This window comes from Corallococcus llansteffanensis (assembly GCF_003612055.1).
Classification (GTDB): Bacteria; Myxococcota; Myxococcia; order Myxococcales; family Myxococcaceae; genus Corallococcus; species Corallococcus llansteffanensis.
In genome coordinates this window covers 1-11,969 of sequence record NZ_RAWB01000310.1, presented here as the reverse complement: position 1 = coordinate 11,969, position 11,969 = coordinate 1, and the positions used below count along the sequence as shown (strand labels likewise).

10 protein-coding genes and 1 pseudogene are annotated in these 11,969 nt (G+C 71.5%); 4 read left to right on the top strand and 7 right to left on the bottom strand.

Annotation, left to right across the window (positions count from 1 at the left end):
- Positions 1-3: 3 nt before the first annotated feature.
- Positions 4-846, bottom strand: a complete 843-nt coding sequence (locus D7V93_RS25965; protein WP_279636948.1) for a class I SAM-dependent methyltransferase — start codon at positions 844-846, stop codon at positions 4-6.
- Positions 847-959: 113 nt separating this feature from the next.
- Positions 960-1,520: a NifU family protein gene (locus D7V93_RS25960; protein WP_120645954.1), complete on the bottom strand. Its 561-nt coding sequence runs from the start codon at positions 1,518-1,520 to the stop codon at positions 960-962.
- 199 nt (positions 1,521-1,719) lie between these two features.
- On the opposite strand from D7V93_RS25960, the gene D7V93_RS25955 reads away from it, so the two are divergent.
- The 4 genes from D7V93_RS25955 to clpA all read left to right on the top strand — a co-directional run bounded on the left by D7V93_RS25955 (position 1,720) and on the right by clpA (position 6,085).
- Positions 1,720-2,160, top strand: coding sequence for a hypothetical protein (locus D7V93_RS25955; protein ID WP_120645953.1), 441 nt, complete (start codon positions 1,720-1,722; stop codon positions 2,158-2,160).
- A gap of 83 nt (positions 2,161-2,243) precedes the next feature.
- A complete protein-coding gene (locus tag D7V93_RS25950; RefSeq protein WP_120645952.1) occupies positions 2,244-3,404 on the top strand; it encodes a GNAT family N-acetyltransferase in 1,161 nt (386 codons plus the stop codon).
- Positions 3,405-3,460: 56 nt separating this feature from the next.
- Positions 3,461-3,787, top strand: coding sequence for an ATP-dependent Clp protease adaptor ClpS (locus tag D7V93_RS25945; RefSeq protein WP_120577101.1), 327 nt, complete (start codon positions 3,461-3,463; stop codon positions 3,785-3,787).
- Positions 3,788-3,790: 3 nt separating this feature from the next.
- Positions 3,791-6,085 (top strand): ATP-dependent Clp protease ATP-binding subunit ClpA, encoded by a 2,295-nt coding sequence (clpA, locus tag D7V93_RS25940; RefSeq protein ID WP_120645951.1) that lies wholly within the window; start codon positions 3,791-3,793, stop codon positions 6,083-6,085.
- A gap of 96 nt (positions 6,086-6,181) precedes the next feature.
- Here the strand turns inward: clpA and D7V93_RS25935 are convergent, their stop codons facing one another.
- From D7V93_RS25935 to D7V93_RS25915, 5 genes and pseudogenes are all read right to left on the bottom strand, one after another.
- Positions 6,182-7,810, bottom strand: a complete 1,629-nt coding sequence (locus tag D7V93_RS25935) for a methyl-accepting chemotaxis protein (protein WP_120645950.1) — start codon at positions 7,808-7,810, stop codon at positions 6,182-6,184.
- 94 nt (positions 7,811-7,904) lie between these two features.
- Positions 7,905-8,969, bottom strand: a complete 1,065-nt coding sequence (locus D7V93_RS25930; protein WP_120645949.1) for a chemotaxis protein CheB — start codon at positions 8,967-8,969, stop codon at positions 7,905-7,907.
- Positions 8,966-11,131 carry a hybrid sensor histidine kinase/response regulator gene (locus D7V93_RS25925; RefSeq protein ID WP_120645948.1) on the bottom strand — a complete coding sequence of 722 codons (2,166 nt, stop codon included), beginning with the start codon at positions 11,129-11,131 and terminating at the stop codon, positions 8,966-8,968. The genes D7V93_RS25930 and D7V93_RS25925 overlap by 4 nt, the downstream gene beginning before the upstream one ends.
- Positions 11,121-11,666, bottom strand: coding sequence for a chemotaxis protein CheW (locus D7V93_RS25920; RefSeq protein ID WP_120645947.1), 546 nt, complete (start codon positions 11,664-11,666; stop codon positions 11,121-11,123). The genes D7V93_RS25925 and D7V93_RS25920 overlap by 11 nt, the downstream gene beginning before the upstream one ends.
- A pseudogene (locus tag D7V93_RS25915) lies at positions 11,663-11,969 on the bottom strand (CheR family methyltransferase); the annotation flags it as partial. The gene D7V93_RS25920 and the pseudogene D7V93_RS25915, both read right to left, overlap by 4 nt.

Sequence of the window (11,969 nt, the reverse complement as noted above, 5' to 3'; positions counted from 1 at the left end):
CCCTCACGCCTCGCGCTCGTCCGCCCCGGGCACGGCCCCCGGTGCGGCTTCCCCTTCGGACCCTGGCTCTGTTAACGAGCCCGAGCCTTCCGGCGCCGGGCCTTCCGGCACCGAACCTTCCGCTGCCCCCGCGGGCATGATGCCCAGGAGGCGCGTCAACCGGGGCTGCACGCCCGTCTCCGCGAGCAGCGCCTGGAGCTGCAGCCGCGCGCGCCGGTTGTCCCGGTGCACGCGCCGCCCGAGGATGAGCTCGTTCTTCAGCGAGTGCTCCCACCCGGTCAGCTCCGTCACCGTCACCTGGTAGCCGAACGACTCCAGCGTCAGCGCGCGGATGACGTTCGTCAGGTGCGAGCCGAACTCACGCCGGTGCATGGGGTGCTGGAAGAGCAGCGACATGGAGCCGGGCCCCCTCGCCTTCTTCTCCTTGAGCTGCGCGGCCACCTCCGCCTGACAGCACGGCACCACCGCCACGTGGTCCGCGCCGTGCTTGATGGCGGCCACCAGCGCGTCATCCGTGGCGGTGTCGCACGCGTGCAGCGCCATCAGCACGTGGATGCGCTCGGGGTACTGGGCCGCGTCGATGTGCGCCGTCTGGAAGCGCATCCGGTCGAAGTGCAGCCGCTCCGCGCGGCCCTTCGCCCGTTCGGTCAGCTCCGGACGGCCTTCGATGGACAGCAGCTCCCCCGCCTGGGCGTCCTTGAGGAACAGCTCGTAGACGATGAAGCCCAGGTACGCGTTGCCGCTGCCGGCGTCCACCACCAGGGGGTTCGGGTGGCGGGCCTGCACGTCCTCCATCGCGGGGCGCAGCAAGCCCACCAGGTGGTTGACCTGCTTGAGCTTGCGCAGCGCGTCCGCGTTGAGGTGTCCCTCGCGCGTGAGCAGGTGCAGCTCGCGCAGGAGCGCGGGGGACTGGTCCGGCAGCAGCTCCTTGCGGACCTGCGGCGCCTTGACGTTCCGTCTCAGACGGACACCACTTCCATCACTTCGGGGATGGCCTCACGCAGGCGGCCCTCGATGCCCATCTTCAGCGTCGCCGTGGACGACGGGCAGCCCGCGCACGAGCCCTTCATGTGCAGGTAGACGATGCCGTCCTCGAAGCGGTCCAGCGTGATGTCGCCGCCGTCCTGCGCCACCGCCGGACGGATTTCGTCGTCCAGGATGGTCTGGATGCGCTGCTCCACGGAGCCTTCCTGCGACGACGACTGGCGCGCCGCCGCGAGCGCCGCCTCGTCCACCACCGGCAGGCCCTCCGTGAGGTGCGTGTCCAGGGTGGACATCACGGAGTCGTTGAGTTCGTCCCACTCCCCGGAGTCACCCTTCGTCACGGTGACGAAGTTGGTGCCGAGCATCACCGCCGTGACGCCCTGGATGTCCATCAGGCGCAGGGCCAGGGGCGACTTCGCCTCCGCGTCCCCCCGGTTGGTGAAGTTCACGGCGCCACCGCCCAGCAGCTTGCGGTCCACCACGTACTTCAACGTGCTGGGGTTGGGGGTCCACTCGAGCTGGATGTTCACGGACATTCTGTTCTCCCGACGAAAGTCTGCTTCCTCTAAGGCGCGCCGGGCCCCATAGCAACCTGTCCGGCTGTCAGGCAAACGCGCCGCCTGTTCCATTCACTCCGGATGGAGCCCGGAGCCCTTCCGATGTAAGACACCGGGTCCCCGTCCGTCCGGTCCGGGGGCCTCCTCCTTCTTCCCTGCCCTCCTGGCGAGGTTTCCCATGTCCTTCCCGCCGCGCCTCGCCCACCTCGCCACCCGGGCCGTGGTGGTCGCCAAGCTGGGGCCTACCTACGCCGCCGCCCACAGCCTGGACTCGGAGGAATCCGCCCAGCGCCTCTCCACCGCGCTCTCCGGACGGCTCTTGACGTCCCTGCTGGACGCCACCTGGGCCCAGATGCTCGGGGCGACGAAACGTCTCACGGAGGACGGCCTCCTGGAGAAGGTGGCCGCCACCCTGGGCGACCGGCCCCAGCGCCCGGGCAAGGTGGCGACCACGACGCCCGGTTGGAGCGCCTTCCTGGTGCTGGTGGACCTGGAGGCGGGCACGGCCAGTGACGCCGCGCGCCGGGTGATGGAGTCCGACGAGGGCCGCAAGCGCGGCGCCGCCGGGCTCACGGAGGTGGCGACCTTCCTCGCCGCGGAGCTGACGCGCGGCAAGTAGCGGCCCGCCGGGCAGGCGTGGCGGCAGGCGACACGCGCCGTTATAGGCTGGCACTCGGCCCGTCCGCGTCGGCCCCTTCTTCCATGTCCGCCCCGCTCCCCACCACGCTGCGCCTGCTCACGTCCATCACCGACGTCCCCCAGACGGCCTGGGACGCGCTGGTGGACGCAGGCTCCACGCCCTTCCTGGAGTGGGCCTTCCTGGCCGCCCTGGAGGAGAGTGGCAGCGTGGTGCCCGAGCGCGGCTGGCACCCGCGTCACCTCACCCTCTGGCGGGGCTCCCGGCTGGTGGCCGCCGCGCCCGCGTACCTCAAGGACGACAGCCACGGCGAGTTCGTCTTCGACGCCGCCTGGGCCACCGCCGCCGAGCGCGCCGGCCTGCGCTACTACCCCAAGCTGGTGCTCGCGGTGCCCTTCACCCCCGTCACCGGCCGCCGCGTGCTGGTGGCCCCCGGCGAGGACCGCCCCACCCGCGAGGCGGAGCTGTACGGCGCAGCCCTGGAGTACGCCCGCGCGGAGGGGCTCTCCAGCGTCCACGTCCTCTTCCCCACCCCGGAGGAGCTGCCGGTGCTGGAGGCGCAGGGCTACGCGGTCCGCCTGGGCGTGCAGTACCAGTGGACCAACGCGGGCTACCGGACGTTCGAGGACTTCCTCGGCCGCTTCCACGCCAAGCGGCGGCACCAGCTGCGGCGCGAGCTGCGCGCGCCCGAGACCCAGGGCATCACCCTGCGGACGCTCCGGGGCGAGGCCCTGGAGGAGCTGGACCCGGCGGACGCCTGGCGGCTCTACGTCTCCACCGTGGACCGCTACCCGTGGGGTGTGCGGTCGCTCACCCCGGACTTCTTCGCGCGCCTGCTTGGAAGCTTCCGGCACCGGTGCGAGTTCGTGGAGGCCCGGCGGGAAGGCCGGCGGGTGGCGGGGGCGTTCAATTTCATCGGGCCGCGCACGCTGTTCGGCCGTTATTGGGGAGCGCTTGAGTCCCACCCGTTCCTGCACTTCAACGTGTGCCTCTACCACCCGGTGGAGGCCTGCATCGCGCGGGGACTGGAGCGCTTCGAGCCGGGGACCGGGGGCGAGCACAAGCTCACCCGGGGGTTCGAGCCGCACCTCACGTACAGTGCGCATCTCTTCCTCCACCCCGGGTTGGACCGGGCGGTGCGCGGCTTCCTGGCGCACGAGCGGGCGGCCGTTGAAAGCGGCCTGCCGCTCTGGTGGGCGGAGACGGGTTTCAAGGAGCGGGCCTGAAGTTTTTCAAGGCCCGCCAAGGTTCGCGAAGCGAAGGCAAGGGAGTCCGCAAGCCCATGGCGCAGAAGCACCAACACGATGACGGCCAGGTCGTCACGGAGGCCGTCCCCAAGCAGAAGCTGAAGAGGCCGACGCTCTACAAGGTCCTCCTGCACAACGACAACTACACCACGCGGGAGTTCGTGGTGGCCGTGCTCAAGGAGATCTTCCACAAGTCAGAGACGGATGCCGTGCAGATCATGATGCACGTTCATTACAACGGCATCGGCGTGGCGGGTGTTTATACCTACGACGTCGCCGATACGAAGCTCAAGACAGTGGAGGCCGCGGCGAGGGACAACGGGTTCCCCCTGCGGCTGTCCATGGAACCCGAGGAAGGCTGAACCGTGGCAGGACCATCGATTGCCAAAGAATTGCAGGCCAGCTTCCGCACCGCGCTCGACGAGGCGCGGAAGATGCGCCACGAGTACCTGACGCTGGAGCACCTGCTCCTGGCCCTCACCCGTGACTCGCGCACCCGCGAGGTGCTCAAGGCCTGCGGCGCCAACGTCAAGCGCCTGCAGGAGAACCTGACCTCCTTCCTGGAGGAGACGGTCGAACGGCTGCCCGACGACGTGGACGCCGAGCCCCAGCAGACCATTGGCGTGGAGCGCGTGCTTCACCGCGCCGCCATGCACGCCCTGTCCGCCGAACAGAAGTACATCGACGGCGGCGACGTGCTCGTGGCCATGTTCCGCGAGGAGGAGAGCCAGGCCCTGTTCCTCCTCCAGCAGGAGGGCGTCACCCGCCTGGACCTGCTCAACTTCATCTCCCACGGCATCAGCAAGGACGGCGAGGAGACCGGCGACAGCAGCAGCAGCCGGGGCGCCGCGCCCGCCGGGGACGACGAGGACGGCGAGTCGTCGCGCAAGAGCCCGCTGGAGGCGTACGCCACCCAGCTCAACGCCGAGGCGAAGGCGGGCCGCATCGACCCGCTCATCGGCCGTGACAAGGAGCTGGAGCGCACCATCCAGGTGCTCTGCCGCCGCCGGAAGAACAACCCGCTCTACGTGGGCGAGGCCGGCGTGGGCAAGACGGCCATCGCGGAGGGCCTGGCGCTCCACATCACCGAAGGCCGCGTGCCCGAGGCGCTGAAGGACGCTGTGGTCTACTCGCTGGACATGGGCGCGCTGCTCGCGGGCACCAAGTTCCGCGGCCAGTTCGAGGAGCGCTTGAAGGGCGTGCTCAAGGCGCTCCAGGAGCTGCCCGACGCCATCCTCTTCATCGACGAGATCCACACCATCGTCGGGGCGGGGGCCACGAGCGGCGGGTCCATGGACGCGTCCAACCTGCTCAAGCCCGCGCTGGCGAGCGGCCGGCTGCGCTGCATCGGGTCCACGACGTTCCAGGAGTTCAAGGCGTCGTTCGAGCGCGACCGCGCCCTGTCCCGGCGCTTCCAGAAGATCGAGGTCGCCGAGCCCAGCGTGGAGGACACCGTCCTCATCCTGGAGGGGCTGCGAAGCCGCTACGAGGAGCACCACCACGTGAAGTACGCGGAGGGTGCCCTGCGCGCGGCGGCGGAGCTCGCGGCCAAGCACATCAACGACCGGTTCCTGCCGGACAAGGCCATCGACGTCATCGACGAGTCGGGCGCGGCCGAGCGGCTGAAGCCGGAGGGCGTGCGCACCGGCAACGTCACCGCGCACGACGTGGAGCAGGTCGTCTCCAAGATGGCGAAGATTCCGGCCAAGAGCGTGTCCGCCAGCGAGGGCGTGCAGATCCAGAACCTCGACAAGGAGCTCAAGGGCGTCATCTTCGGCCAGGACAAGGCCATTGAAGAGATGGTCAGCGCCATCAAGCTGTCGCGCTCCGGCCTGCGCGCGCCGGAGAAGCCCATTGGCAGCTTCCTCTTCTCCGGCCCCACGGGCGTGGGCAAGACGGAGCTGGCGAAGCAGCTGGCGCTGAGCCTGGGCGTGGAGTTCCTGCGCTTCGACATGAGCGAGTACTCGGAGAAGCACACGGTGAGCCGGCTCATCGGCGCGCCCCCGGGCTACGTGGGCTTCGACCAGGGCGGTCTGCTCACGGACGCCGTGCGCAAGCACCCGTACGCGGTGCTGGTGCTGGATGAAATCGAGAAGGCCCACCCGGACCTCTTCAACATCCTGCTCCAGGTGATGGACCACGCGACGCTCACCGACAACAACGGCCGCAAGGCGGACTTCCGCAACATCATCCTCGTCCTGACCACGAACGCGGGCGCGCAGGAGATGAGCACCAAGGCCATGGGCTTCGGTGACACCGGGGTGGTGGTGGACGGCTCGCGGGCGAAGAAGGCCATCGAGCGCACCTTCACGCCGGAGTTCCGCAACCGCCTGGACGGCTGGATCCTGTTCTCCGGCCTGCCCCCGGAGGTCATCCTCAAGGTCGTGGACAAGGAAGTGCGCCTGCTCCAGAAGGTGCTCGACGAGAAGAAGGTCAAGCTCTCGCTCACGCCCGCCGCGCGCGCGTGGCTCGCGGAGCACGGCTACGACCCCGCCTTCGGCGCGCGCCCCATGGCGCGGCTCGTGGACAACTCCCTCAAGAAGCAGCTCGCGGAGGCCCTGCTGTTCGGCGCCCTCAAGGGCGGCGGCGTCGCCCGCTTCGACGTGGTGGACGACGCGCTGAAGCTCGTCTCCGAGGCCGCCGAGGCCGTGCCCGCTTAAAGGCACGGTCATCGCCTGAAACACCGAGGCCCCGGGCCCCCACAGCATGGGGACTCGGGGCCTTCGTGTTTCCAGCGCGTGCGGCTTGCCGGCGGGCTACTGCTTCTTCGCTTCGACCTTCGCCTCGACGCGGTAGGCGCCCACGGCGCTGGAGAGCTGCTCGGAGATGATCTGCAGCGTGGTGGCCGCCTCGCCGGTGGAGCCAATGCGGGCCACGGTGTCGTCCATCATCTTGGACAAGTCGTTCACCGCGAGGGTGATTTGATTGATGCCCACGTTCTGCTGGTTCACCGCGGCGGCGATCTGCCGGACGGCGGCGGCGTTGTCCTGGACGATGGAGGACAGCTCGCGGAGGTTCTGCCCGCTGGCGCGCACCTGCTCCAGGCCCGCCTCCATGCGCTCCGCGCCGCGCTCGGTGATGCGCACCGCCGCGGTGACGGAGGCGGCGATGTCGTCCAGCAGCTCCCGCACCCGCGTGGTCGCCTGGATGGACTGGTCCGCGAGGGCGCGAATCTCCCGCGCCACCACGCTGAAGCCCTTGCCGTGCTCGCCGGAACGCACGGCTTCAATGGCCGCGTTGAGCGCGAGCATGTTGGACTGGTCCGCCAGGTCCTTCACCGTCTGGGTGATGCCGCCAATCTGGCGGGTGCGCTCGCCCAGCTCCAATATCTTCTCCGCGATCTCCCCCACCTGCGCGCGGATGTCGTTGAGCCCCGCCATCGTCTGCTCGATGGAGGCCTCGCCCGCCTTCGCCAGGGTGTCCGCGCGCTCGGCCACGCTGAGCACGCTCTCCGCCTTCTGCGCGGCCAGCGTGGAGGTCTGTTTGATCTCCTGCGCCGTCACCTGCGTCTCCTGCAGCGCGGCGGCCTGGCGCGAGATGGTCTGCGCCTGGTCCGTGGAGGACGCGTTGAGGTGGTCGGTGGACTGGGTGAGCGCGGTGGCCGCGTGCTGGAGGTTGAGGGTGACCTCGCGCAGCTTGCCCACCATCTGCGAGAAGGAGTTCGCCAGCCGCCCCACCTCGTCGTTGCCCCGGGCGGTGATGGGGCGGGTGAGGTCGCCGGACTCCACGATGTGGCCCGCCACCGACGTGAGCTCCGCCAGGGGGCGCACGATGCTCCGGCCGAACAGCGCCGCCAGCACCACGCCGCCCGCCTCCAGCATCAGCGCGAACAGCAGCATCTTCCAGCGCAGCGCGTTCACCTTCACGTCGATGAACTCGCGCGCCATGCCCACGTGCACGGTGCCCAGCCGGCCTTCCGCCACCGGGGCCGCCACGTCCAGGGCACGCAGCGTCCTGCCCCCGCGCAAGAGCCGCACCTCCGGGATGACACGCATGCCCTCCCGGCCCACCGTCGTCCGCGCCTCGGTGGCGACCTTCAGCGCCTCCGGGAAGGCGCCCTTGAACGAGTGCACCAGCACGTAGCCCGTGGGGTCCTGGATGAAGAGGTACGCCAGGTCATCGCGCTCGCGGAACGCCTCCAGCAGCGGCTGCAGCGACCCCATGCCGGCGGACACGCCCTGCTCCGCGGCGATGGCCAGGCTCAGCGCCAGGGCCTGGCCCTCGCTGGCGTGGCGCTCCTCCAGGTTGGCCTCCATCTGGCGCGTGGCGATGAGGGTGAGGAAGAAGGCCACGGTGGCGCTGACGACGGCCGTGACGAGCACGAACTTCGGCGCGAGCCCGAGCCCACGGAGGAAGGGAAGGCGGAGCGGGGCGATCGGCTTCAAGGGGACTCTCCTTGGACCCTGCGTTCAGACGACCGGGCGGCGGCCGTCACGCACCAGGGCCTCCGCGCGGGGGGGGGGCCTGCGGGCGCAAGGCTCATCGTGGGCCGCCATCCGGCCCACGCGTGGGGCGGAACGTGGGGCGCTGGCAGCTCTGCAGGATGAGCTCCGCCACCGACGACAGGGGCACGCCCCCGTCGGTGGCCTTCAGCTCCACCGCGGCGCGCGGCATGCCGTAGACGACGCTCGACGCCTCGTCCTGGGCGAAGGTGACGCCCCCCGCGATGCGGATGGACAAGAGCCCCCGCGCGCCGTCCTCGCCCATGCCGGTGAGGACGCCGCCACCACAGCGCCGGCCGTACGCCGTCGCCAGCGAGTTCAGGAGCACGTCCCCGTTGGGACACGGCCCGCCGTGGCTGCGCTGCAGCCGGGCCAGGCCCGCGCTGTCCACCAGCAGGTCGTGGCCGTCCAGCGGGAAGTACACCCGGCCCGGCTCCAGCCGCTCGCCGTCGCGCGCCATGGTGACGTTGAGCTCGCACACCTGGGACAGCCAGCGCACCATGCCCTGCGTGAAGCCCACGGTGATGTGCTGGGCGATGAGCACCGGCACCGGCAGGTCCTTGGGCAGCTTGGAGAGCACCTCCGCCAGCGCGGGCGGCCCGCCGGTGGAGGCGACCAGCCCGAACACGTCCACCCGCGCCCCGGTGGGCAGCGGCTGCGGCTGCGAGACGCGCGGGCGGCGGGAGATGACGGGCACCTCCGCCATCAGGCACACCGAGTGCGCCAGCTCCCGGCCCCACTTGCGCAGCTCCTCCGCGTTCGTGACGTTGGGCTTGCCGATGAGCTCCAGCGCCCCGGCGCTCATGGCCTGGAAGCCCAGGTCCACGCCGCGCTGCTCCGCCACGGCGCTCACGACCAGGATGCGCGCGGGCGCCTGGGACATGATGTGGCCGATGGCCGCCGGGCCGTCCAGGCCGGGCAGCAGCAGGTCCATGGTGATGACGTCCGGGCGCAAGAGCCGCGCGAGCTGCACGGCGCGGTTGCCGTCCGCCGCCCGGCCGACGACCTCGATGCGCGGCTCCTCGGTGAGCAGCGCGGTGAGCGTGTTGGCCATGGTGGGCGAGTCGTCCACCACGAGCACGCGAATCTTCTTCGTGCTCAAGCGCGGCTCCCCCGGCGGCTCATCACGTCCAGCACCTCGGCGAGCAGGCGGCCCGCGGCGCACTCGCGCTTGCTGAGGAAGCCGTCCGCGCCGGACGCCAGCCCCCGCTCACGCGCGGGCGCGCTGTCGTGCGCGGACACCAGGATGACGGGCAGCGTGCGCGTCTCCTTCTTGTCCCGCAGCCGCGCGATGAGCTCCGTGCCGTCCATCTCTTCCATGTCCAGGTCGCAGATGACGACGTCGTAGGTGTCCGCGGCCAACCGCTCCAGCGCCCGGGCCCCGCTGGCCGCCAGGTGCACCTGGAAGCCGCCCGCCTCCAGCATCGCCCGGTGCAGCGCGCGCGCGGTGAGCGAGTCGTCCACCACCAGCGCCCGCCGGCTCGCCGCCGACACCTGCGCCTTCTCCGAATCCGACACCACCCAGTCCGGCCGGAGGATGAGCAGGAGCTCGCCGCGGCTGAGCGTCGCCGCGCCCTGCCAGGCCGCCACGTCGCGCACCTCCGAGGGCAGCGGGCGGATGACCAGGTCCCGGTCCCCCACCACCGCGTCCACCACCAGCGCCACGCGCCGGCCGCCGCTCTGCACGATGAGCATCGGCTGGCCTTCCGCGGGCGGCGTGGACGCGCGCAGGCCCAGCCGCGCGCCCAGGTCCACCACCGGCAGCAACTGCCCCAGGTGCTCCAGGTGCGCCCGGCGCCGGCCCACGCGCAGCAGGTCCGCGCGCGCCAGCTGCGTGGACTCCACCGCCAGCATGGGCAGGCCCACGAACTGCTCCAGCGCGCGCACCATCAGCACGGGGGAGCTGCCCAGGTCCACCGGCAGCGTGAGCACGAAGCGCGTGCCCTGCCCGCGCGTGCTGGCCACCTCGATGCGGCCCTGCAGCGACTCCACCGTGGCGCGCACCGCGTCCAGCCCCACGCCGCGCCCGGAGGTGTCCGTCACGTCCGTGCGGGTGCTGAAGCCCTCGCTGAAGATGAGGTCGCGCACCTGGTTGTCGTTGAGCCGCGCCAGCTCGTCCGCCGTCACCAGCCCGCGCTTCTCCGCCACGCGGCGCACGGCGACCAGGTCGATGCCGCGCCCGTCGTCACTCGCCTCCAGGTAGAGGAGATTTCCCTGCTGCTCCACCCGCAGCGTGAGCGCGCCCTCCTGGTGCTTGCCGGCCTTCTCGCGCTCGGCGGGCATCTCCAGGCCGTGGTCCACCGCGTTGCGCAAGAGGTGCACGAGCGCGCCCTGGAGCTTCTCCAGCAGGCGCCGATCCAACGACACCTCCGCGCCCACCACCGACAGCCGCGCCTCCTTGCCCAGCTGGCGCGACAGGTCGCGCACCATGCGCTGCAGGGGCTCCAGGATGGTGCGCGTGGGCCGCGTGGTGATGGCCTTGAGGCCCTCCTCCAGCGCGTCCACGATGTCGCTCGTCTCCTCGCCGTCGGTGCGCAGCGAGCGGCCCGTGCCGGACAGGAGCGTGCGCGCCTCCGCCGTCTCCGCGAGCAGGCCCTGCTTGGCCAGCAGCGTGGACACCCGCTCCAGCTCCCGGCTGCGCTCCTCCACCCGCAGGCGCACCTCGCGCAGGCGCTCCACCTCGCGCATGAGGGACGTCACCTGACGCGCGCTCACCCGCCAGCCCGCGTCCGCGGACTCGCCCTGGGGCTCCTGCGCGGGAGGGGCACCGGACTCCGACGGGCCCGGGCCCACCAGGGCAGGCGCCTGCGCTGGAGCCTGCGCGAAGGCCCCGCCCGGCAGCACGGCGGCGGCCTCCGGCGGCGGCGCGGACGCGACCAGCTGGGCGAGCGCGGCGGCGGGGTCCGGCAGGTAGTCGCCCCGGCCGTCCGCGTGCGCCTGGGCGCGCAGCATGAACAGGTCCAGCCCGTGCAGCAGGATGTCCACCACCGGGCGCGGCATCTTCTGCGTGGTGGCCTTGAGCGGCGCCAGCGCGTCTTCCAGCCGGTGGGCGATGTCGCCCAGGTCCTGGAGGCCCAGCGACGCCGCGCTGCCCTTCAGCGTGTGCAGGTGGCGGCCCAGCCGGGTGTAGATCTTCGCGAGCGCGTCGTTCTCCAGCCCCTCGCGCTCCAGCTCCAGCAGGTCCATGGTGACCTTCTGGATGACCTCCTGCGCCTCGACGGCGAAGCCGGCGACCAGCCCCTGCAGCATCGGATCAACGGCCATGGCGCACCCCTGCTTCCGACACGGAGAACAGGCGCTTCGGGTCGATGAGGTGGATGAGCTGCCGGTCCTGGGTGAAGACCTCCATCACCGGCCCTTCGGCCCGGGCGCGCGCGGCCTCCACCGACGCGAGCGACAGCGTGGTGGGGCGCGGGATGGCCTCGCAGTCCAGCGCGCACAGCTCCCCGTCGCCCCGGTCCACCACCAGCAGCACGGCGGGGTCCTGCCGCCACCCGTGGCCGCCCAGGAGCGACGCCAGGCTCAGCGCGGACAGCACCTGGCCCTGGAAGCGCAGCACGCCGATGACCGCGGGCTCCGACAGCGGCACGGGCGTCACCATGCGCAGGGGCAGCGCGGCGCGCAGCGACTCCAGGGGCAGCGCGTAGCGCTCCTCGCCCAGGGGGAACTCGGCGATCCAGTGGACCGCCTCCTCCACGGACGACTCACCCTGCTCGCGCAGGCGCGCGGCCCGGCGCGCGAGCAGATCGCGCGTCTCTTCTTCCAGGGCCTCGTCCACCATCCGCGGCGTCCCCTTCATTCCAGCGCCCCCAGATTCAGGTAGGCGTCAGCGGACGCCAGATAGAAGCGCGCAGGCAGCGCCTCCGGTCCATCCACCAGCGTGTCTGGCGGCAGTTGTCCGGCGCGCGTGCGCAAGGCGCGCATCAGCGGGAAGGCCGCGTCCCGGGCTCCCGCGCGCTCGCGCAGCAGCGCCAGCTCCAGCAGACCCGGCAGGTAGTCCGGCGCCTGCTTCACGAGCAGCTCCAGCACCGCCGTCGCGCCCGCCACGTTGCCCTCTTCAATCCGCTCCAGCGCCTGCAGGTGCAGCCGCGCGGGCGGCGGC